Here is a 23,242-nt window from a genome sequence, read left to right on the forward strand (position 1 = left end):
GCAACAGCAGTTTCAGGAACGATTTCCCAGACGAATGTAAGCTGTAACGGCGGATCTAATGGTTCAGCATCAATAACAGTTTCTGGTGGAACTGCACCATATACATATTCATGGTCACCAACAGGCGGAACTGCTGCAACAGCAACAGGACTTTCAGCAGGAACTTATACCGTTACGGTAACGGATGCTAATTCTTGTACAACAACAAGAACGGTAACTATTACGCAATCGGCTGCTGTTGGAGCTCCAACTGGAGCTGCTGTTCAAAGTTTCAACGCTGGTGATACTTTAAGTGCTTTAGTTGTGAACGGACAAGGTATCAAATGGTATGCTTCTGCTGCTGATGCTGCAAATCATACAGGTAGTTTACCAATGACAACTCTGATTGTAAATAATACAACCTATTACGCTACACAAACTTCCGGTGGTTGCGAATCAACGGCTTCATTAGCTGTACTCGCTTATAACGCAAGTTTAAGTGTTGGTAATATAATAAAGTCTAATTCATCAATGCAGATTTATCCTAATCCAGTTAGAGAAGTTCTTAACTTCAGTGGTGAGGAAAAAATAATCAAAGTAGTAATTTTCTCGGGTGAGGGAAGAAAGATTACGGAGAAAACTTTCCAAAAAGGTGAAAGAAGTGTTGATGTTCATTCTTTAGTACAGGGAGTATATCTGATTCAGGTTTTCACACAAGATAATACTCAGACATTTAAGTTTATCAAAAAGTAAATTAATGTTCATTTAGATAATAACAGCAGTAATTATATTACTGCTGTTATTTTTTTATATTAATTGTAATGGAGAAGTAATTATTTTAAATTTTAAATAATTATTAATAGAATAAATGAATAGATTGTAGTTGGAATATTATTTTTTATAATAATTATAAATATGCTTTAAATGCTCAATTATCGTAAAATCCCTGAATAAATCACAATGATAAATTCTTATATTTGAAAGGATAAAAACTAATAACTATGTACAACTTTAAAACCGTTCAGAGGGTCTATGAAACCGCCTAATCAATACTGATACCATCAAACAGTCCTTATTTCGAGCTTAGAAATGTCTTCTTTATTACATGAAGACAGGTTTATTAACACCAAATTTTACAAAAATGATTATCAACAAAATTCTCAACGTCGATGATTATTATTACGACGTGTTCATGGCGATTTCAGAATCCCTCACAGGATTTTCCGTGAACGAACTGCAATCTACAGGCTTAACCGAGATTTATTACCAGTACATTCTCAGCCAGATTGAAACGGCAACTTTTATCGAATTTCTGAATGTTTCTAAAAATGTTCTTGAAAATTCTGAGAACAAGGAACAGCTGAAAAGCACGATTAAAGCTGAAATTATTGCCAATCCTGCAACTCAGGGCATTGCTCAGAGTGTTATCACGCTTTGGTATCTGGGAACCTGGGAAGGTGCTTATGTAAACGACAGATCTTATAAAGAAGGTCTTGTGTGGACGGTAATGCATGCGCATCCGCCGGGAGCAAAACAGCCGGGCTTTAAATCTTGGGAAACAAAACCTGTAAACAGCAACTCATGAATCATACAGAAAAAACACCGCAAAAAAAAGATGTAATCATCGTAGGAACAGGAATTGCCGGTTCTTTGATTGCTAAACTTTTAACAGACCATGTTTTTGATACAGATGCAAAAAAAATGGTTCACCGTACTGAAACGGACGACTCAAAAACCTACAAAGAACTATCAATCTTAATGTATGAAGCCGGATTGGAAGCCGGAATAGAGTTGGATTCTGCAACATCAATGGTTACTTACAACGATTATATCCGTAAGTTCTACATGGAAGAAGCCAAAGTTCCGAATTCACCGTATCCGGATCTGAAACAGGCGCCTTCTCCGAATGTTCTGGATATGCAGCCAATTGTTCAGCCTTTTCCGGATAAAAAAGGGTATTTGGTGCAGTTTGGTCCAATGCCTTTTGCGAGTGATGCCATTCGTGTAGGAGGAGGAACCACGCTTCACTGGCTCGGAACAACACCCAGAATGCTTCCCAATGATTTCAGACTGAAAGAAAAATACGGCAGAGCCATGGATTGGCCAATTGATTATGATACTTTGAAGCCTTATTACGAAATGGCCGAATTTGAGATCGGTGTTTCCGGAAATGTGGCAGCACAGCAATATCCTATCAACGAAAGTGTGGAAGAATATTACGGCAAAGATTATGTGTTTCCGATGGAAGAAATCCCGCAGAGTTATATGGATCATCAGATTATAAAGGGATTGGCGGGAACTTCAGTTCAGATAAATTCAGAAGAAATTCCGTTAACGATGGTTCCATCACCGCAAGGAAGAAATTCTACTCCGAATATTGCTTACGGAACCTCTAAATTAATTAAGGTGGAAGCTTCAGAATCAGGATATCAATTATCATTAAACAATATCGAAGATGAGGAGTATAAAGCTTTAGGATCAGTCTGGAATCCTTATCAGGGAGAACGTTGCGAAGGAAATGCCTCATGTGTTCCTATTTGTCCGGTTCAGGCAAAATATAACGCCTTGAAAACACTCAAAAAAGCTTTGTATAAAGTCAATAAAAACCAGAATATTCAGAGAAACCACAATATTCAGATTCAGGCGCAGAGTGTTGTTTATAAATTGAGTGTAGATGTGGAAGATCAGGAAAAAATCTCTAAAGTTCACATCAGAAGATACATTTCAAGGGAAAAAACAGATTTTGTGGAAGAAGTGATTGATACTAAAAATTCCATTGTCATTCTTGCTGCAAACGCTTTTGAAAATCCTAAAATTCTTTTAAATTCAAAATATACTGTTTGGGAAAACGGACATAAAATTGAAAAAACCGCAGCCAACAGAAGCGATCAGGTAGGAAGAAACCTGATGGATCATATGGTAATGCTGACTTGGGGATTATTTCCTGATCCTGTTTATTCTTACCGAGGTCCGGGTTCTACAACCAATATTTCGTCTTTCCGTGACGGAAATTTCAGAAGTGAATTTTCGGCGTGGATTTCTCCTCTCGACAATTGGGGATGGAGCTGGCCCGCTTTTTCTCCCGGATCAGACCTTTCACAATTCTTAAATGAAGGACTTTTCGGTGAAGACCTGAAACAGGCTTTAACGTACAGACTTTCCAGACAGGTGCTTTTCCATTTTGAAATCGAACAGCTTCCGAATCCTAATAACAGAGTAACCATCAACGATCAGTATTTGGATGTATTGGGAATTCCGCGTCCTGTGATTAATTATGAACTGACGGAATACGAAATGAAAGCAATGCAGCAGGCAAAACAGGCTTCAGATCAGATGTTTGAAAGATTGGGTATTCAGGATTTTACTCAATATAACGCAACAGACAACAATACTTTTGTCTATGACGGTGTAAGATATTCTTACAACGGAGCAGGACATATTGTAGGAACTCACAGAATGGGCGATAATCCCGATGATTCTGTAACCAACAGTTATTGCAAATCCTGGGATCATCCTAATTTATACATTGTAGGAGCAGGAAACATGACCACGTTGGGAACTTCTAATCCTACACTTACTTTATCCGCATTTACCATCCGTTCCGTAGAATCTATTTTGAAAGATCTGGAAACAATTTTAAAATAAAAAAAATGAGACAAAGACTTATCAATAAATCAGAACCTCAGGAAAATAATAATCTTCTGAGAAGTTCTTTAGCTAAAAATACCATTGTTGCAGAAGCAATTTCTTTACAGTCGTTATTATTTGATTCAAGCATCAATAAAGAAAACTGGATCGAAGGTCTGAAATATCACAGTAAAACGTTAACCAATCTTTTGCTGAATAACCAGATTGAAGAATTTAACCAATATCTGCAGTCTCAGTTTCACGGCGAAATCTCTGAAATGTTTCCTGTGGCAGAACTTTCAAAAACATCTTTTGAAGTTAAAAAAGGATTAACAGAATTAGATTATATTCCTATTTTACAGGATCTTTTGCAGACCGCAATTTTAATAGAACATTCTACCATTCCCCCGTATTTAACGGCATTGTATTCTATTAAAGACGGAACCAACGTTTTGGCATCACAGATTATCAGAAGTGTTGCGGTAGAAGAAATGCTTCACATGATTATGGTTTGCAACGTGATGAACGCAGTAAGCATTCAGCCTTCAGTGAACAGACCCGAAAATTACCCGACTTATCCGATGAAATTGCCAATGAATGTAGATTTCTATGTGGGGCTGGAAACATTTTCTTCAAACAGCATCGCAACTTTTATTGCTATTGAAAGTCCGAGTAATCCTTTGGTAGAAGCTCCGAAATACGATTATGATGCAGAACCGAATGCTTTACTTTCAAAAAGTGCAGTTCAGGAAAATAATCTGTGGACACTGGAGAATATGAAAGATTTTATGATGCAGAATGTTCATACCATCGGAGAATATTATGATGTTTTATTCTTTTATATTGTTGTTTTCCAGATTATTGCTTACTATAAAGCCAACGGGAAATTGCCTCAGACTTTTGAAGAATTAAATAAAGGCGGAATTTTTACTGGAGATCCTGCCAAACAGATCCGTCCCGAACAATATTATGGAAGTGGCGGAAAACTGCATCCCGTAGAAGCTTTGGAAGGGGTAATTCTTGTTTTTCAGGAAATTAAAGGACAGGGAGAAGGTGCAGATGATTCTATTTTTGATGTAGATGCGTCACAGTTTGAAGAAGGGGCAGAACTGGCGCATTATTTCAGATTTAAAGAAATTTTCCATGAACATTTTTATTTGGAAGGAGATTACACACCGTTTACCGATGAAAACGGAATGATGCCGGTAACAACTCCGCCTGTCGGAAAACCGCTTCCTGTCGATTGGAACGCAGCCTATCCTATGAAGCCAAATCCAAAAATGGCAGATTATCAATCGAATCCGCAGTTATTTGAGCAGGGAAAAGCATTTAATGAAACCTACAAAAAATTGTTGGATGCTATTCAGGCAGCTGTAGAAGGAAATCCCGAAGAACTGGCGAAATCCGTCATGTATATGTACGGTTTGAAAGAGCAGGCAATCGGATTGATGAGTCAGCCATTAGATTCGCAGTATAATGCGGGACCTACTTTTGAATTTCCTTTATAATTAATCAACCAAAAAACTAATATATCATGTTAAAAAGAAAAAAAGACGGACTGGAACAACAGGATGGTCAACTCTTAAGAGCCTCGGCAGAAAGTACAAAAGGCTATTTGGCAACGCTTATGGATGGGTATTCCAAACTTTTGATTGATGATCCTGTAAGACCATTTAGAGAAGAAAATTTAGCGGAAATCGCCAATAATGTTGATTATGGAATTTTAGCAGCTCTGGAAGGAACCTGGGTGAGTTACAATGCGAATTACAATCAAAACATTAAAAGACCGTCATTAGGAAGCGGAATTCATACGACGATTATGCCTTCTCCGGGAACTGATCAAAATAGAATTCCTGGGAAATTCAGCTTTGATACGGAAGAATATATTGAAAAATTAACTTTCGAAATCGTTCCGGGCGGTGTTCGTAACCGTGGCGGTGCGAGTGAACTGTTTTGTGGTGCGGTAAAATATGATCAGACCATTAAAAGCGTAAATAAAGTTGAAGGAAAACCTGATCTGGAATACGCAGGGATTCACGAAGAAAACGGAATGTATCTTTGGCTGAGTGATGTGTACAATTATGCAGCAACCAAAGAAACCATTGAAAAAGACCGCGGAATTCATGCATTTTCGCAGGAAGATTATCAGAAATACGGTTACAAAGGGGAATACAGAAATGAACCATTGGTTCAGGTAAAAGATGACTTTGGAAATGTGAGCTATATTCTTTTAAGTGAATTAAAAGAAGGGCAGGAATATTTTGAAATTATTCCGGCGCAGGAAATAAAGCCGGGAGACGGCATTACCGGTCCTTATTTTATTCCGGATTATTCGATCTCCAGAAGTGGCGTTATTCCTCACGGAAGCACGATTACCTTATTGGGAGATATTGCACCGAGCGGATCAAATTATTTAATCAGCGGTGCTCCGCAATTTCCTTACGGTGATGCAGCGTGGCAGCCGGATCATCTTGCGATTTCACCAACGATGGGCGGAGCCGGTGCAAGTGTGGCCAACCCGATCAATCTCGATCAGCCAGCTCCGGCTTGGGTTCATGAGACATTAACTGACGAAAACGATCCCGGTTCCAATAAAATATATACTCAAAGAATTCTTGCGAACGATCTTTATCCTTATTGTGTAAGACCCGATATGCGACTGAGAGATACATTAAGCGGACAAAATGTTGCCAATTATGTTCTGATTCAGATGTCGTCAAAAATGAAAACCGGAGCGCAGGGAGGAATTTTAAATGTTCCTTTTGTTAACCGATTTGTTCCTACTGTTGAAGTAGATTTCAGAATGTGGATAGAAACGGTGATAGAAGACGGAAAAGAAATCCTTCAGCTGCAATATGAGCAGATTATCTTTTTTGAATTTGATTTCGGAAATGACGGCGGTACTACAAGCTGGCCGCACATTCAGGTGAATACGCTTCGTAAGATTGAAGATATTCCTGCAGATCAGAGAAAAATTATTGAAGAGCAGTTTTTCAACGTACCTTCCGGAATGAGTATGACAACACCTGCTACCAATGCTGAACGTGCTGTAAATCCTCCTGCAGGATGTCCGTATCATAAACCTTAATTTTAATTTTAATAATAATTCTACGGTGTTGATGATTAAACACCGTAGTTTTTTTATTATGGATGTGTTAATTCTTTAAAGTTGGCAAAAGCACTTTATTATTAATTATTTTTGATACTGAGCTAACTTCAATAATAGTAGTACTTTATAATGTTTTTTTAAATTAGATGTGGTATGCAGTAATTTGATTTTGAATATAGTATAGGCTTTGGTGGCACATGCTTTGCGTATTTAAGAGTATGACACCAACCAAAAATTCACAAAATACAGACCTTGATCTGGAAGTGCGCCATGCTTTCAAGGAATTTGTTGATGATACACTTTTTCCTTGTGTGGCAGCCAAAGCTGCACTCAACAGAGATCAGATGCACATTTTTGTTGCAGGTCATTTAGCTTGTCCAAAAGATGATCAAGATATCCTGGACTTTATTTATAAATTTATAGATGAATATAGAGCATCAGAACAAGATTTTCATACCGTCTGTGTAATTTTTCCTGAAACACACCCGATCAATGAAGAAAGTTTTGACCGTTTACTATGGAGCAGATTACAGGCATTGTCTGATCTTGATGCACTGAAGTATCCTTATGACCGACGGGTAGATACTGATCCTTCATCACCACAATTCAGTTTCAGTTTAGGAGAAGAGGCGTTTTTTATCATAGGTCTTTTCCCGGGAAGCAGCAGAGAAGCAAGAAGATTCCGGTATCCGACCATTGTATTCAATCCTCATGCTCAGTTTGAAAAGCTCAGATCATTAAAGAGATATGATAAGATGAAAAATATTGTCCGTAAGAGAGATGTTGAGCTAAGTGGTACTATTAATCCGATGCTTAATGATTTTGGTGATGATTCTGAAGCCTATCAATACAGCGGTATGCAATACGACAAAAACTGGGAATGTCCATATAAATATAATAATCAATGAATACAATTTCGCCACGAAGCGGCACGGCATTTATCCTTAAAAAAGGAGAAAAACTTAAAATAACAGATATAGCAGGAGAACAGGTTTCCGACTTTATCTGTTTTAATCTGAATGATACCAAAGAATATCTGTCGTCTGGAAGAACAATAGATTATGCAGAAACTATCTTTCTTACTAAAGGAGATCCTTTTTATTCAAACAGGAGTAACATTATGTTTAATATCCTGGAAGATACAGTAGGTCGTCATGATTTTTTGCTGACTCCATGCAGTGCAGATACGTTTCGTATCATTTATGGACACGAAAATCCACACCGTGGCTGTTTTGGTAATCTTTGTGAAGCGCTGAAACCATACGGCATTGAACCGGATGCTATTCCTATCTGTTTTAATGTTTTTATGAATGTAACGGTTGATGGCGAAAGCGGTAAAATAAGTGTGCTGCCTCCTAAAAGTGGGGCAGGAGATTATATAATCATTGAGGCAGAAATGGATCTGATTATAGGAATGACAGCCTGTTCGGCAGAAATGTCTAATAATTATTCTTTCAAACCGATTGGCTACACAGTTATATGAAGTTTTCTTTTTTAATTAAAGTTTAAAATTGTTAAAAAAAACGCTGTAAACCTTTATGTTTACAGCGTTTTAGCTTATTTTGGTTTCCCAACTGGCGGAGAGTGAGGGATTCGAACCCCCGGACCTGTTACAGTCAACAGTTTTCAAGACTGCCGCAATCGACCACTCTGCCAACTCTCCCTGAACTCCGATTATATCGTTGTTTACAGTGGTGCAAATATAAAATGTTTTTTTATTTTGACCAAGAAAATTTTGTAATATTTTTTATTACCAGTTTTTATCAATCATAAAGATCATTTGTGTCATTACTACGGCTCCTAAAAGCAGCTCTCTTTTGCTGACTTTGTCAAAAGTATCTTTTTCTGAATGGTGATAATCAAAATATCTCTGAGTATCTACAACAAGCTCCGCAAGAGGAATACTCAGCTTTTTTAAGGGCGCAATATCCTGAATGGCATCTGTCTGTCCAAAATCATATACTCCATAAGGCAGAAAATAATTTTTCCATTCAAATATAAGCTTTCTTCTCTGGGGTGACATATCAAGAGAAAAACCTCGTGGAGAGTAACCTCCTGCATCTGTCCCCAAAGCAAAAATGTGTTTTTCATCTTTCTTTTTTGCCTGAGCTTCATACATATCCCGTCCCTGACCGCCGTTTTCGCTGTTGGCATACAATACTATTCTCAGAGTATGGTTGTTATCATATCCCAATGCTTTAAATGCGCGAAGAACCTCAATAGACTGTGCTACTCCGGCTCCGTCATCATGAGCTCCTTCGGCAAAATCCCAGGAATCCAGCTGTGCGCCAATGAGTATTATTTTGCTGTCTTTTTTACCCGGAATCTCACCGATAATATTATGATTGATGGTTTCACCCTTTAATTCTGCCGTCATATTGATTTTAGCTTTCACCGTTTGGGTTTTCAGGAGTTTTTCCAGTTCATCAGCAGATCTTACACCTATTGTTAAAGCTGGAATTTTTGCTTTATCATCCGGTTCGTAATAAATCATTTTTGCATGCGGAATATCATCTGAAGCGGTCGTTAGTGAACGGATGATTAATGCTTTTGCACCTTTTTTACCGATTACCGATGCCGATAATAGTTTAGATTTAGCAGCAATCAGATAAGAATCTGTAGTATTGATGATGGTAGGATCTATCATATAGTTTACAAATATGATTTTATCCTTTACCTGTGCGGTAGTGAGATTTACCAGTTCCTGTGCAGTATTTACCAAAAGAATATCGGCAATCAGATCTTTGCCTTTTGTCCCTTCTGAATTTCCGAAAGACAACATTCTCACATTTTTCCAGTCACCGGATGAGGTTTTGATCTGTAAAGATTCTTTTCCCCGTACCCAGATCGGAACTTTTACCTCCTGTTTCCATACATTTTCTGCTCCTGCTTCTTTCAGTTTTTTTTCTGCCCATTCGGTAGCTTTTGCATATCCCGGAGTAGCACTGAATCTTGCTCCAATTCCTTTGGTAAGTTCGCCCAGATTATCGTACGCCGTACCATGAAGGAAAACTTCATCTGAAATTTTCTTAAATTCTTCCTGATAATTAAATTTAGGTATCTGTTTTTGCTTTTTGGCAGGATATTTTTTTTGTGAAAATAAAAATCCACTCAAAAAGAGTGGAAGTATGATGAGTAAGATTTTTTTCATTTTTACTGACCGTTTTCTTTTCGGAGTATAAAAATAAACAAAAAAACAGATAATTATTGCTTCATATCGTACATTAATAAAGCTGTGATCAGTTTTGGTTCTATAAATGTACACTTCGGAGGCATTCTCAGCTTCAGATCTGAAATTTTAATCATATCATTAAAGCTTACCGGATATATACCAAACCCTACTTTACCTTCGCCGTTATCTACCTTTTCTTTTAGAAGATTGATTCCTGCAATGTCTGATGTTCCTTTTACATAAGATATTTCGTCTGAACTGTCAGAATCTTCAATATTTAAAATATCATTAATGATATATTTATCTAAAATATGATGATCCAGATTATCCAATGACATTTCCTGAGATCTCAGGTCATGTTTTACGTGTAATGAATAAAATTTACCTTCCATATACATAGAAATGTGAAATTTTTGGGAAGGGTAGTACGGTGTTTCACCTTTTTCGTGAATAAGAAAATACTTTTCAAGTCTCTTTAAAAATTCATCACCTGAAAGATCTCCCAAACTTCTGACAATTCTGTTATAATCATGAATTTTAATCGACTGATTGGATACAATGAAACTGTATACAAAATTGTAAGCTTCTGTACCGTTATGTCTTTTATTTTTTTCTTTCAGCCGTTTGGCATAAAGTGCGGTAGATCCGATTCTGTGGTGACCGTCTGCAATATAAAAAGAATCAATCTGATCAATTACTTCCTTAAACTGCTGTAGCTTCAGGCGGTTATCAATTCTCCAGATTTTATGTCTAATTCCTACGCTGTCTGTATGGTTAAAAATCGGAACATTTTTTTCTTCATGATTCATCAGCAATTCTATCTTAGAATTGGAAGGGTAGGTAAGGAGCACCGGCTCTGCCTGAAGATTCACCTTCTCAAGATAGTGTGCAAGTTTTTCCTTTTTCTGCGGAATGGTACTTTCATGCCTTTTTATCTTCCCTGCCCAGAAATCTTCAATGCTTGATAAACCCAAGAGTCCTCTGAAAACCTGTTTGTTGGGATAAATCTGTTCGTAAAGATAATAGGCAGAATTGTCCTGAACCAGAACATTTTCCTCCAGCAATTCTTCGAAAGTAGAACGTATTTTCCTCAGATTCCGGTCTACATCCTTAGATTTGCTTACAACATAAGGTTTAATCATGTTGATGTACGTTTTTTCTACTTGCGCTTTTTCTGCAATTTCGCTCTGTGAATAGTTATCTAAAGGATGTGTGGGAAATGTAGCCTCATGATCCTTATGAGGTCTTATTCCACGGAAAGGTTTAAAAACAGGCATATATGTGTTATAGTTTCTTTTTAATTTCGATTATTTGTTTAGCTAGCTCAGTACCTATTTTCTCTTGTGCGTCAACAGTATTTCCGCCGAGGTGAGGGGAGAGAGAAAGGTTGGGATTCATTAATAGTATCAATTCCGGAGCCGGTTCGTTTTCAAAAACATCCAATGCTGCTCCTGCTACTTTACCGGATTCTATAAAATCAAGCAAAGTTACTTCATTGATTACTCCGCCTCTTGCTGTGTTAACGATATAAACTCCGTCTTTCATTTTTTCAAACTGAGGAGTATCAATAATATATTCTGTAGTTTGCGGAGTATTGATGCTTATAAAATTTGCATCTTTTAAAAACTCATCGGTGTTATTGGTAGAAGTAATTTCAAAATTAACTTTTTGTCCATCGAAAAAATCTAAGGTTAAAACCTCTGTTCTTGGTTTTCTGGTAAGGACTTTTACTTTCATTCCTAAAGAAATCCCCATTTTTACCACTTCCTGCCCAATACTTCCGAATCCAATCACTCCTAAAGTTTTACCAGCCAGTTCATAAGCGTTGCTGAAAGACTTTTTCATTGCATTAAAATGAGTTTCTCCTTCTAAAGGCATCAGTCTGTTCGACTCATGTAAAAACCGGGCTAATGAAAAAAAGTGAGCAAAAACCAGTTCCGCAACAGATTTTGATGAAGCAGTAGGTGTATTGATGACATACAGTCCTTTCTCAATGGCATACTCTACATCAATATTATCCATTCCGATACCGCCTCTTCCTACGATTTTAAGATTGGGACAAGCGTCTATCAAGTCTTGTCTAACTTTGGTTGCGCTTCTTACCAAAAGCACGTCTACGTTATTTTCGTTGATGAAATTGATGACATGATCCTGAGCAACTCTGTTTTCGAGCAATTCAATTCCTGCATCTTTTAAAGCAATTTCTCCGGCTTTTGAAATTCCATCGTTAGCTAAAACTCTCATTTTTTATTTTAATTTTGATATATAAAACTGAATATTTAAAAAATATTTAATTGAAGCGCAAATTAAGAATTTTTAAAATAATGTTAATTATTTATCAGATTTAAGATTGATAATCCTATTTTATTGATCTCATCACATCTACAAGAACCTGTACACTTTCAATAGGCATAGCATTGTAGATACTTGCCCGGTAACCTCCCAAACTTCTGTGACCATTCAGTCCGTTGATTGAGGCTGCTTTCCATGCCGCATCAAATTCTTCTTTCTTAGTTTCATCAAGCAGCTTAAAAGATATATTCATGAGAGAACGGTCTTCTTTCACACAAAAAGTCTCAAACAGAGGATTGGAATCAATTTCGTCGTAAAGCAATTTAGCTTTAGCTTCATTTCTAGCTTCTGCTGCTGCAATTCCGCCGTTGTTCTCAAGATATTGTAAAGTTAACAGAGATGCATATACCGGGAATACAGGAGGGGTATTCAGCATAGATTCTTTACTGATATGCTGCGCATAATCAAAGTAAGAAGGAATATTTTCTCTTCCTGTTTTTTCGAGAATCTCTTTTTTAATTACGACTAAAGTTACTCCTGCAGGACCCATGTTTTTCTGAGCTCCGGCATATATCAAATCAAATTTTGAAAAATCAAGCTGTCTTGAAAAAATATCAGAACTCATATCACAAACCATCAATGTGTCCGTTTCCGGAAAGGTTTTCATCTGGGTTCCGTAAATTGTATTGTTGGAAGTGCAGTGAAAATAATCGTATTCGGCACCTACTTTATAATCTTTTGGTATAAATGAGTAATTTTCTTCCTTAGAAGAACCTACAATGTCCACATTTCCTACTTTCTTAGCTTCTTTAATTGCTCCTGCAGCCCATGTTCCGGTATCAAGATAAGCTGCTTTTCCGCCTACTTTCATCAGATTGTACGGAACCATGGCAAACTGAAGACTTGCTCCGCCGCCCAAATACAAAACTTCATATTCGTCGCCCAGATTCATCAGTCTTTTCACAATGGCACGAGCTTCATCCATTACCTCTACAAAATCTTTGCTTCTGTGAGATATTTCCAGAATAGATAAGCCAATTCCGTTAAAATCTAAAATAGCTGCTGCCGATTTTTCAAATACTTCCTGTGGTAAAATGCATGGTCCTGCACTGAAATTATGTTTTTTGCTCATTTTTGCTGTTTTTAAATTGCTTCTCACCTTAAGATCAGCATTTATTTATAATATATTTTGATTGTGATTTATCCGTAAAAATCAAAAAACCGTCTCATGTTGGATGAGACGGCAGTACTTATTCACCGTGTAAAAATGCTTTTTTATTCAGTAAGGCTTCCTCAGATTCTACATGATCTTCATCCGGAACACAGCAATCTACAGGGCAGACTGCGGCACACTGTGGTTCTTCGTGAAATCCTTTGCACTCAGTACATTTGTCTGTAACGATAAAGTAAACATCGTCACTTACAGGTTCCTGCGGTGAGTTGGCATCTACCGTAAGACCTGAAGGCAGAGTAACAATTCCTGAAAGTTCGGTACCGTCTGAAGCTTTCCAGTCTACTGCTCCTTCATAAATTGCATTATTGGGACATTCCGGTTCGCAGGCTCCGCAGTTAATGCACTCATCAGTTATTTTAATAGCCATCGCTAATTTTTTTTAAATTTGCACAAAATTACAAAATATTCCCCAATTTTGCAGTAATTATGAACAACGAAAAAAGAGTTTTAGGACTCAGCAGGCTTAGCCGGTATATCACAGACTTTTTAGCAAAAGAATCAGAGCTTTTTAACGATAATGATGCCGAATTTGAGGGTGTTTTAAAAAGATCTGAAATTGAAAACCCTTGGTTTACCATTGAAAATCAAAAGTATGCATTGAAGCAGTGGGCAGAATTGATGACGGTGGAAAATTTGAACAAATGGCTTGGTAATTATTCTCTTACCAAAATTTCCAAAAAAGTCGGACTTATTTTAGCAGGAAATATTCCGCTGGTTGGGTGGCATGATGTAATTTCGGTTATACTCAGCAACCATATTCCTCTGATAAAACTTTCATCAAAAGACAAACTGATGATTCCTTTTTTATTAAAGAAATGGAATGAGTTTTCTGAAGAACCCATTATCTTTGAACTGGTGGAGAGACTCGAAAGTTTTGATGCAGTAATAGCTACAGGAAGTAACAACACGGCAAGATATCTTGAATTTTACTTTAAAAATCATCTCAATATTATCAGGAAAAACAGGACTTCTGTATCTGTTCTGAAAGGAGACGAAACCGAAACTGAACTAAAGCTTTTAGCTAAAGATATTTTCCAGTACTTTGGTTTAGGATGCAGAAATGTAACAAGAATTTTTATTCCCAAAGATTTTTTAATTGACAGATTATTTGAAAGCTTTATTGAATTTCAGGACGTGATTAACCACAATAAATACGCTAATAATTACGATTACAACAGAGCGATTTACCTTTTGAATCAGGATAAATTCTGGGATAATAATTTTGTAATGCTGAAGGAAGACGATAAATTATTCAGTCCGCTTTCTGTTATTAATTTCAGCAGATACGATTTTCTGGATGAAGTGAAAAGTTTTATCGCTGAAAACGAAGAAAATATTCAGTGTGTGGTAGCAAAAGATGAACTCGGATTCAATTCAGTTTCTTTTGGTGAAGCGCAGAATCCAGGATTAGATACTTATGCTGATAATGTGGATACTATGAAATTTCTGGAGGTTATCTGATTTATTTTCATTAAATTTAGTCGGTTTTAAACATGATTTAGAATGAAAATATCAGGCATTATTGTTTTTTTACTGACAGTTTCTTTTTTTTCTGCACAGAATATAAAAATTCAAAAGGCAGATTTGCCAAAAGATAGAGTAGAAGCGTACAATCAATCGTTTTTTGATTTGGTTACTGCATTGAAAAAATCGGATAAAAATCAGGCAAGCCGCCTAATTTCTGATCAGCTAAAGGCAGATAACTCTGATCTTTTGGTGCAAAATCTTTCAGGAGGAATCAGTTTTGAAAGAAAAATGAAAATATATCAAACAGGAAATATTGAAATTGGTGGTGTAATGTATCCTGCTGTTCAGTACAAATATGAATCCGACTTATCGGTTTCACCAACAGATATAATTACTGTTGTATTTCAGAATGACGGAAAAATCAAAAAAATAATACCGTATTACAGCAAATAAAAATATAATATATAAATATGATGAATGATTCTTTGGTAGCTTATTCTACAGATGTTGAAAAAGCTGAATTTTACAAAAAAACTTACCTGCACGTTGCTTTGGCAATTGTTGCATTTATTGCGGTAGAAACCATATTGCTAAACGTAGTTCCTGCCGAAATGATTTATATGATGGTAGGGCAGAGATACAGCTGGCTTTTGGTTTTGGGAGTTTTCTGGCTGGCTTCATTTTTAGCTACAAAATGGTCTCTTGCACAAAGCAGATCTACACAATATTTCGGATTGGGAGTTTATGTGCTGCTTCAGGCTATTATTTTTCTGCCGATGATGTATATGGCGATGGCGTATACAGGTGGCGGAGAGGTTGTTTTTCAGGCAGCAACACTTACTGTTGCCATGTTTTCGGGAATATCTTTTATAACGTTTACATCCAAAAAAGATTTTTCCTTCCTAAGAAACATTATTGCTATTGGAGGATTTATTGCTTTGGGATTGATCGTTGCCGGAATGATTTTCGGTTTCAACCTTGGGCTTTGGTTTTCTGTGGGAATGGTAATTCTTGCTTCTGCAACTATTTTGTATCAGACCAGCAAACTGAAGGATGCCTATTCGACAGACCAGTATGTAGGTGCTTCTTTACAGCTTTTTGCTTCAATTATGCTTTTATTCTGGTATATCCTAAGAATTCTGATGAGCAGAAGAAGCTAAAATAATCAGTAACTCTTTACATAAAAAATCCTGATATAAAGTATAAATATCAGGATTTTTTTTGAATTATTTTAGTGCTTTTGCCACCATTTTGCAGTCTGCAGATTTCAAATTTTGTCCGCCTTTGTAATCAATTTTCTTTTCATCGGCGTAGCGCATGATTCCATTTTCATCTTTCTGATTTCCAATACCTTCAATGAGCATATTATCTTTCTGTATAAAGAAAATATCTCTTTTACTGGTTATTCCTTCAGAAGCAAATTCATAGGTAACTTTCAGAGTATCACCAGATTTGAAGCCGGATAATTCACCCTTAGAACTGTCTTTTTCAAAATTCTTGTAACTCATTTTACCCGATAGAGTTCCCAGATTATCATCTATGCTTACAAAAACGCTGTCTTTACCCGTAACACCCATATAGCAATAAGTTTTAGCGCCCAAGGTGTCAATTTGTTTTTCAGATTCGATTTCTGTATTGTTTGATAAAGAATCGCTGTTGGTTGTAGTATTTGCTGTATCGGTTTTTTTATTACAGTTAACTAAAAGAACAGATAAGATAGTGATTGCTGCAATTTTTTTCATAGATAGAATATTAAATGTTTAAAAAATTTGAGTTTGAAATGTTATGTTAAATAAAATTCTGTTAGCTAAAATAGTAAAATGCATACAAATCGAATAACAATTAATTGAAAATCTAATCGCTGAGAATCTCTTATAATTTTTTTTTCCTGGAGATACTTTTAATTATTTATTGTTAGAATCAATTTCATATATCATTTATTAATTGATAATTTAGTTTAACATAATAATACAATTGTAAAATTTGACACAATTGATAATTAATTATATATGTTATAAAAAGTCCTATAATTTATATTATGTTAAATAAAGTAATTTTCAGATTTTTATTTTCTTTTTCATAACTACATATTCCTACCCGAATAAAATCTTTTTAAAAGCCTTTGCTGCAAGGTGAACCTGTACTGCCCAATCATCAGCAGCGTCGCTTCCGGCATCATCCGAAATGTATTTCAGACATAAAAAAGGAATATTTTCTTTCATACAAATTAAAGCTAATGAATAAGCTTCCATATCAACAACATTGTATTCGGTGTTGATGTGATTCATTTCAAAATTGTCGCCGCTTCCGCAAATTCCTTCTGGAAGATGATTCATTTTTAATCCGTTGTCCAAAATTACAGGAATCCTAGAAAGCGGAGTTTCAAATTTTTTAAAACCCAAAGCCTGTACATCCATATCTCTCTGAATAAACTGGGTACAACATACTACATCACCTTTTTCAAAGCCAATTCCTCCTGCCGAACCCAGATTTATAATCAGTTTAGGTCTGTTTTTCTGCAATTCTTTTGTAAGTTCAATAGCAGCATTTACCTTTCCGATGCCTGTTAACAGCTTTTGGGTATGATCAAATTCTTTTGCTGCTTCTGATTCTAAGGCAAATATGAACAGAATATCTTCTAAACTATAAGGAATATCGTTAATGTGTATCATTTTATATTATGTTAAATAGAACAGGATTCATCTTCACCGCAAGTTAATGTACCTGTGTTTTCTTCATATATTTCAGATTCTTTATATGTCTGTGTAAGAGCATTTACAAAAAAATCTGCGGGCTGAGCTCCCGAAATTCCGTATTTCCCATCAAGAATAAAGAACGGAACCCCTGAAATTCTGTTATCTTTTGCTTGTTTAATGTCCAACTGAATATCGTTTTCAAACTCATTGTTTTGCAGACAGTTCTGAATGTCTGTATCGCTGATTCCGACAGATTGTGCAATTTCTGTTAAGATATTAAAATTGCCCACATTTTTTCCATCAATGAAGTGTGCTTTAAATAACTCCTCTTTAACCTCATTAGTTTTGCTGTATTTTTTGGCTAAATGGAGAAGCTGATGTGCTTTGTAAGTATTGGTAATCAATGCATTTTCAAAATTAAAATCAATTCCAGAAGCTTTTCCCATCACAGCAACCTGCGCTGTCATTTGTTTAGCCTGCTCAACAGAAACTCCTTTTTTATTTCTAAAATATTCATTTGTTGTCATTGTTTCAGAAGAATCTAATGTAGGATCAAGCTGAAAGCTTTTCCATTCTATTTCTATCTGATCTTTAAAAGGTATTTCCTGTACTGCCTTTTCAAAATTTTTCTTTCTTATGTAACAGAACGGACACATAATGTCTGACCAAATCTCTACTTTCATTTTTTATTGATTTAATTGTTTTTTATAAATTTTATCAGCAAATAATACATGAGCCAATAATGCTGCTAATCCCATACTTACCCCCACAACACAGACTCCTTTCCATTCTGCATATTTCCATGCAACAGAGGCAAGATAAGTTCCGAGTGATCCGCCGATGAAATAAGATACCATGTATACTGTATTCAGGCGGTTTACGGCATTGGTTTTAAGTAAGAAATAATTGGTCTGATTCATTATATGATTAGACTGTACTCCTAAATCAATAAGAATCACTCCAACAATAAGTCCCCAATAAGTATCACCTGCAAAATAGCTGAATCCCCAACTTGCCGTTAAAATTAAGATAGAATATAAAATAATCCGGTTAATGCTCATTTTCTTTTGCAAGCCTCCCACTTTTGCGGCAGCCAAAGCTCCCACCGCTCCTGCGAGACCAAAACTTCCTGCCACGGAGGCTCCTGCTTCGAAAGGTGGTCTTTCTATGTGAAAAACAAGGGTGGTGAAAAGTGCGCACAAAGAACCAAATCCCATAGCTCCGCGAAATGATGATAATTGAAGAACCGGCTGGGTTTTAGCAAGTTTTATAACCGAATTCATAAGTTCAAAATACGTTCCCTTGAAATTAGGCTGTATTTCAGGAAGCATTTTATACACAACAAACCATACCAAAAGCATAAGTGCCGCAGCAATTCCGTACATTGATCTCCATCCCCACATCTCTCCCACTATACCTCCCACAAATCTGGAAAGCAAAATTCCCATCAGCAAACCTGAAACGACCAATCCTATGTTCGCCGATTTTTGTGTTTCGGATGATAATTCTGCTGTAATAGGAACAAATAGCTGAGGAATAACAGAGGTAGTGCCTATAAGAAGACTTGCTACATATAACATCCATAGATCCGTTGCAAAAGTCATCCACAGAAGAGATAAAATCACCAGGATTAAATCTATAAGAATAAGTTTCTTTCGTAAAAATTTATCTCCTAAAGGAACTATCATAAGCAATCCAAAAGCATAACCCAGCTGAGTAAGTACGGAAATTTTTCCTGCTGCACTCTCTGTGACGTTCAGATCTTTTGAAATAAGCCCTAATAAAGGCTGATTGTAATAATTATTGGCTACGACAAGTCCGGAAATGATTGACATAAGCCAGATAATAGTCTTTGAAATTCCTTTTGGAGACGGATTCTGCATGAAATCTGCTTTGCTGTTTAAACCGAGTAAAGATAATGATTCAGGCAAAGATCAAAAAATAATTCAATATGTAAACATGAATAGAGCCAATCATTATTTTCAATTGGAAAGTTTGAAGAGAAATTCAGAAAAGAGCCAGAGAAGAAATAGAAAAAAATAATAATTTTATAGGGCTTGATCTTTATAGATAGATAATTATAAACACAGATATACCGTCTGTGTTTTTATTTTTCTGATTAAAAATGATTCATTAATAGGGTTTGGTGTAAAAATAGATAAGATTTAAGAAAATTCAACCTAAATCATTCTGATATGGATCAAAAAAATAATTTAGAAAAAAGAAGTCTCAGAGGCAAAACAGTTGTAGTTACCGGAGGAAGCAGCGGTGTTGGAAGAGCAACCGTAGAAGCCTTTGCTCTTGAAGGCTGTAATGTTGTCATTGCAGCAAGAGGACAAAAAGCCTTGGACGAAACTTTACAACTGTGTAAAGATCTTGAAGTAAATGCTATAGCAGTTTCTACCGATGTATCGGTTTCATCGGAAGTAGAAAATCTTGTGAAAGAAGCTGTAAACCAATTTGGAAGAATAGATATCTGGGTAAATAATGCAGGAGTAATGGCAAGCGGAAAATTTGATGAGATCCCCATGGAAATTCATGAGCAGGTCATAAAAACTAATCTTTTCGGATATATGAATGGGGCTTATCATGTTTTAAAATTGTTTAAAGAACAGACAGAAGGAATTTTAATCAACAATATATCAATTGGCGGATTTATGCCGGCTCCGTATAGTGCAGTATATTCTTCAACAAAATTCGGAATTCGCGGGATGATGGAATGTCTGCACGGTGAGGTTTCAGAATTTAAAAATATTCATATTTCCAATCTTTATCCGCAGATTCAGAGATCTACCGGAAATATGCATTCGGCAAAATATTCAGGATTAGATTTCAAAATTCCACCATTCGCAGCTGATCCCAGAGATACGGCAGAAAAAATAGTACAGCTTGCAAAAGATCCCAAAAAAGATTTCTTTCCGGATTTTACTTCGTGGCTTCTGACCAGTGTTTATAAATTATTTCCAAAAACAATTATAAATACAGCTTCCGCAGGAATGCGCATGATGATGAAACTTAAAAACGCACCTGATGATTCCGGTAATGTATTGGAGGAATCTTCATTGCCTCACAGAATTTATGGAGAGACTTCATTGCCTGTTCCGGGTAAAAAAACTAAGATTGCCATGCTTACAGGATTAGGTTTAGGATTGGCTTTTATGGTAATTAAAGCAAAATCTTCCAAAAAAGGCTGAAGCTTTCCAAATGAATGATACATTGAAAATCAGATCTTTAAAATGTTCTGATTTTTTTATTGTATATTATCATAGCTAAATGTTTCTCTTTATTGATGACTTATTTTTGGTGTTACAATATAAATCTTAAATTTGTAGCTTTAGGTTTTATCAGAAATGAATTCAAAGGAACAGTTTATCAGTAAATCAATAGAAGCAAAAGAAGTTTACCTTCCTCACCTTTCAGCCGATCCGGTTATTTTCGGATTTGATCAAAATGAGCTAAAAGTGCTTCTTATTAAAATGAATTACCGAAAAAAATGGTTTTTACCGGGTGGATTTATTGATAAAAATCTGGATCTTGACGATGCGATTAAGAAAATTCTTGAGGAAAGAGCCGGTCTTACGGATATTTTTGTCGAAGAATTCGGTGTTTTTGGTAAAATCAACAGAAGCGAATCTTATTTTGAGGATTTTGACGAAACACTTTTCCAGAAGCAGCGTTTTATAACGATTGGATATTATGCATTATACAATCCTGAAAAAATACATCCTATTCCTGATGAGTTTACTGAAGCCTGTGAATGGTTTTATCTAAGCCAGCTCAACGAAATAGATCTGGGAATGGATCATAGGGAAATTATTGAAAAAGCTTTGCTTACATTGCGTGAAAAAATTTCAATTAAACCTATCGGATATAATCTTTTGCCGGAAAAGTTTACTTTAACGGAGCTACAGAAACTTTATGAAGCAATTTTGGGAAAAGAACTTAACAGAGGAAATTTTTACAGAAAAATTAAAAATCTGGGAATTCTTAATAAACTTGATGAGCAGAGAAGAGGTGGTGCTCATAAAGCTCCGGATCTCTATTCTTTTGATGAAGAAAAATATACTGCTGCCCTGAAAAACGGGCTCAATAGCTGGTAAAAAAACCGTCTTGTAGTTACAGGACGGCTTTTTTGTATTTTTTTTGTCTGAGATTGTAATTAAACTTTCATAATCTCAGCTTCCTTCACTTTCAGGTGGTCATCACAAAGTTTTACATATTTATCTGTAAGTACCTGAATGTCTGCTTCGATGTTTTTGATAAGATCTTCAGAAACTCCATCTAATTTTTTAAGCTCTTTCAAGCCATTTTGTCTCGCATTTCTTACCACAATTTTGGTATCCTCTGTTTCAGCTTTAGCCTGTTTTGCCAGGTCTTTTCTTCTTTCTTCAGTCAAAGGAGGAACATTAAGAATGATGTTTTCACCATTATTTGAAGGGGCAAATCCTAAATTTGAATTAATAATTGCTTTTTCAATTGCTCCGATCGCAGTTCTGTCCCAAGGCTGAATAGAAATTGTCATGGCATCCGGTACAGATACGTTGGCAACCTGATTGATAGGTGTAGGTGCTCCGTAATATTCTACCATTACATCCTGCACCATTGTTGTAGAGGCTCTGCCGGCTCTGATTTTTTGAAATGCATGATCCAAATGTTTGATGGCAGAATCCATATCCTGCTTTACAGATTCTACGATAAGATCTAATTCTTCCATTATATAATAAAAATTTGATAAATTACACATTTATTAAAGATTCAAGTTAAAAGATATAAAGATATAAGTGAAAGCTGATTAATTAAAGGTCAGACATCCCTATTTTTACTTTGCTCCTTTCTTTTTACTTTGATCTACAAATCAACTAATGTTCCAATATTTTCGCCTTCAACAATTTTAAGAAGGTTTCCTTCTTTGTTCATATCAAAAACAATAATTGGAAGTTTGTTTTCGTGACTCAATGTAAAGGCAGTCATATCCATCACCTTAAGATTTTTTTCATACACTTCATCAAAAGTTAACGAGTTGTATTTTACCGCATTTACATTTTTCTCAGGATCACTGTCGTATATACCGTCTACTCTTGTTCCTTTCAAAATTACATCTGCATCAATTTCTATAGCTCTTAAAGTTGCTGCCGTATCTGTTGTGAAATAAGGATTTCCCGTACCCGCACCAAAAATGACTACTCTACCCTTTTCAAGATGTCGTACGGCTCTTCTTTTGATAAAAGGTTCTGCAACCTTATCCATTTCTATAGCAGACTGAAGCCTTGTTTTAATGCCTGCATCTTCCAAAGCTCCCTGCAATGCCATTCCGTTGATTACAGTTGCAAGCATTCCCATATAATCTCCCTGAACCCTGTCCATCCCTTTTGCTGCTCCGGCTACACCACGGAAAATATTTCCGCCTCCGATTACAATGGCAATTTCACAACCTTTATCAGCAACTTTTTTTATTTCCTGTGCATACTCCATTAGTCGGTCGTTATCAATACCATATTGTCTGCTGCCCATTAAAGCTTCACCGCTCAGTTTAAGAAGGATTCTTTTATATTTCATTTTAAATTTTAATAAATTTATTTCAGAATAATTGGTCTGAAAAATTAACTCTGCAAATATAATCATTATAAATATTGAAAAAAGAAAAATATTTGTAGATAAATATTGAC

General features: G+C 35.9%; 23 protein-coding genes and 1 tRNA gene. 12 read left to right on the forward strand and 12 right to left on the reverse strand.

Features of this window, described 5'->3' with window-relative positions; all coding sequences use genetic code 11:
* The 7 genes from AC0NBN_RS13350 to AC0NBN_RS13380 form a co-directional block, all read left to right on the forward strand.
* On the forward strand, positions 1-732 hold a 732-nt coding region (locus AC0NBN_RS13350), incomplete at its 5' end, for a T9SS type A sorting domain-containing protein (protein ID WP_160814133.1).
* Positions 733-1,120: 388 nt separating this feature from the next.
* Complete coding sequence (locus AC0NBN_RS13355; protein WP_160814132.1) at positions 1,121-1,564, forward strand: hypothetical protein; 444 nt, start codon at positions 1,121-1,123, stop codon at positions 1,562-1,564.
* Positions 1,561-3,624, forward strand: a complete 2,064-nt coding sequence (locus AC0NBN_RS13360) for a GMC family oxidoreductase (RefSeq protein ID WP_160814131.1) — start codon at positions 1,561-1,563, stop codon at positions 3,622-3,624. Before AC0NBN_RS13355 ends, AC0NBN_RS13360 begins: the two co-directional genes overlap by 4 nt.
* Positions 3,625-3,629: 5 nt before the next feature.
* The gene (locus AC0NBN_RS13365; RefSeq protein WP_160814130.1) at positions 3,630-5,114 is read left to right on the forward strand and encodes a ferritin-like domain-containing protein; all 1,485 of its coding nucleotides are present in this window, start codon (positions 3,630-3,632) and stop codon (positions 5,112-5,114) included.
* A gap of 26 nt (positions 5,115-5,140) precedes the next feature.
* A complete protein-coding gene (locus AC0NBN_RS13370; RefSeq protein WP_474468580.1) occupies positions 5,141-6,694 on the forward strand; it encodes a peroxidase, FMP-type in 1,554 nt (517 codons plus the stop codon).
* Positions 6,695-6,933: 239 nt separating this feature from the next.
* Positions 6,934-7,623 (forward strand): guanitoxin biosynthesis heme-dependent pre-guanitoxin N-hydroxylase GntA, encoded by a 690-nt coding sequence (gene gntA, locus AC0NBN_RS13375; protein ID WP_160814129.1) that lies wholly within the window; start codon positions 6,934-6,936, stop codon positions 7,621-7,623.
* The gene (locus tag AC0NBN_RS13380) at positions 7,620-8,198 is read left to right on the forward strand and encodes an urea carboxylase-associated family protein (RefSeq protein WP_160814128.1); all 579 of its coding nucleotides are present in this window, start codon (positions 7,620-7,622) and stop codon (positions 8,196-8,198) included. Before gntA ends, AC0NBN_RS13380 begins: the two co-directional genes overlap by 4 nt.
* Before the next feature lie 92 nt (positions 8,199-8,290).
* Here AC0NBN_RS13380 and AC0NBN_RS13385 read toward each other — a convergent pair.
* The 6 genes from AC0NBN_RS13385 to AC0NBN_RS13410 all read right to left on the reverse strand — a co-directional run bounded on the left by AC0NBN_RS13385 (position 8,291) and on the right by AC0NBN_RS13410 (position 13,780).
* Positions 8,291-8,378 (reverse strand) — tRNA-Ser (locus AC0NBN_RS13385).
* Between the two features lie 87 nt (positions 8,379-8,465).
* On the reverse strand, positions 8,466-9,866 hold the full coding sequence (locus AC0NBN_RS13390; RefSeq protein WP_160813925.1) for a M28 family peptidase: 1,401 nt from the start codon (positions 9,864-9,866) through the stop codon (positions 8,466-8,468).
* A gap of 53 nt (positions 9,867-9,919) precedes the next feature.
* Positions 9,920-11,164, reverse strand: coding sequence for a DUF1015 domain-containing protein (locus tag AC0NBN_RS13395; protein ID WP_160813926.1), 1,245 nt, complete (start codon positions 11,162-11,164; stop codon positions 9,920-9,922).
* Between the two features lie 7 nt (positions 11,165-11,171).
* On the reverse strand, positions 11,172-12,131 hold the full coding sequence (locus tag AC0NBN_RS13400; protein WP_160813927.1) for a D-2-hydroxyacid dehydrogenase: 960 nt from the start codon (positions 12,129-12,131) through the stop codon (positions 11,172-11,174).
* Between the two features lie 115 nt (positions 12,132-12,246).
* On the reverse strand, positions 12,247-13,311 hold the full coding sequence (gene serC, locus AC0NBN_RS13405) for a 3-phosphoserine/phosphohydroxythreonine transaminase (RefSeq protein WP_160813928.1): 1,065 nt from the start codon (positions 13,309-13,311) through the stop codon (positions 12,247-12,249).
* Between the two features lie 118 nt (positions 13,312-13,429).
* Positions 13,430-13,780, reverse strand: a complete 351-nt coding sequence (locus tag AC0NBN_RS13410; RefSeq protein ID WP_089743945.1) for a 4Fe-4S binding protein — start codon at positions 13,778-13,780, stop codon at positions 13,430-13,432.
* A 59-nt stretch (positions 13,781-13,839) separates the two neighbouring features.
* On the opposite strand from AC0NBN_RS13410, the gene AC0NBN_RS13415 reads away from it, so the two are divergent.
* From AC0NBN_RS13415 to AC0NBN_RS13425, 3 genes are read left to right on the forward strand one after another with little or no spacing between them, the layout of a single operon-like run.
* The gene (locus AC0NBN_RS13415; RefSeq protein WP_160813929.1) at positions 13,840-14,874 is read left to right on the forward strand and encodes an aldehyde dehydrogenase family protein; all 1,035 of its coding nucleotides are present in this window, start codon (positions 13,840-13,842) and stop codon (positions 14,872-14,874) included.
* Between the two features lie 42 nt (positions 14,875-14,916).
* Positions 14,917-15,333, forward strand: a complete 417-nt coding sequence (locus AC0NBN_RS13420; protein ID WP_160813930.1) for a hypothetical protein — start codon at positions 14,917-14,919, stop codon at positions 15,331-15,333.
* Positions 15,334-15,350: 17 nt separating this feature from the next.
* Complete coding sequence (locus AC0NBN_RS13425) at positions 15,351-16,040, forward strand: Bax inhibitor-1/YccA family protein (protein ID WP_160813931.1); 690 nt, start codon at positions 15,351-15,353, stop codon at positions 16,038-16,040.
* A 66-nt stretch (positions 16,041-16,106) separates the two neighbouring features.
* Here AC0NBN_RS13425 and AC0NBN_RS13430 read toward each other — a convergent pair whose 3' ends face one another.
* The 4 genes from AC0NBN_RS13430 to AC0NBN_RS13445 form a co-directional block, all read right to left on the reverse strand.
* Positions 16,107-16,622, reverse strand: a complete 516-nt coding sequence (locus tag AC0NBN_RS13430) for a hypothetical protein (protein ID WP_160813932.1) — start codon at positions 16,620-16,622, stop codon at positions 16,107-16,109.
* 351 nt (positions 16,623-16,973) lie between these two features.
* On the reverse strand, positions 16,974-17,552 hold the full coding sequence (locus AC0NBN_RS13435) for a phosphorylase family protein (protein WP_160813933.1): 579 nt from the start codon (positions 17,550-17,552) through the stop codon (positions 16,974-16,976).
* 11 nt (positions 17,553-17,563) lie between these two features.
* A complete protein-coding gene (locus AC0NBN_RS13440; RefSeq protein WP_160813934.1) occupies positions 17,564-18,259 on the reverse strand; it encodes a DsbA family oxidoreductase in 696 nt (231 codons plus the stop codon).
* A gap of 3 nt (positions 18,260-18,262) precedes the next feature.
* Positions 18,263-19,459, reverse strand: a complete 1,197-nt coding sequence (locus AC0NBN_RS13445; RefSeq protein ID WP_160813935.1) for an MFS transporter — start codon at positions 19,457-19,459, stop codon at positions 18,263-18,265.
* A 312-nt stretch (positions 19,460-19,771) separates the two neighbouring features.
* Here AC0NBN_RS13445 and AC0NBN_RS13450 point away from each other — a divergent pair, with 312 nt between their 5' ends.
* Positions 19,772-20,770 (forward strand): SDR family NAD(P)-dependent oxidoreductase, encoded by a 999-nt coding sequence (locus tag AC0NBN_RS13450; RefSeq protein WP_160813936.1) that lies wholly within the window; start codon positions 19,772-19,774, stop codon positions 20,768-20,770.
* Between the two features lie 156 nt (positions 20,771-20,926).
* The gene (locus AC0NBN_RS13455) at positions 20,927-21,676 is read left to right on the forward strand and encodes an NUDIX hydrolase (RefSeq protein ID WP_143885087.1); all 750 of its coding nucleotides are present in this window, start codon (positions 20,927-20,929) and stop codon (positions 21,674-21,676) included.
* 59 nt (positions 21,677-21,735) lie between these two features.
* On the opposite strand, the gene frr is transcribed toward AC0NBN_RS13455, so the two are convergent.
* Positions 21,736-22,290, reverse strand: coding sequence for a ribosome recycling factor (gene frr, locus AC0NBN_RS13460; RefSeq protein WP_143885086.1), 555 nt, complete (start codon positions 22,288-22,290; stop codon positions 21,736-21,738).
* Between the two features lie 134 nt (positions 22,291-22,424).
* Positions 22,425-23,132 carry a UMP kinase gene (pyrH, locus tag AC0NBN_RS13465; RefSeq protein WP_143885085.1) on the reverse strand — a complete coding sequence of 236 codons (708 nt, stop codon included), beginning with the start codon at positions 23,130-23,132 and terminating at the stop codon, positions 22,425-22,427.
* Positions 23,133-23,242 lie beyond the last annotated feature (110 nt).

Source organism: Chryseobacterium sp. L12, from assembly GCF_056133985.1.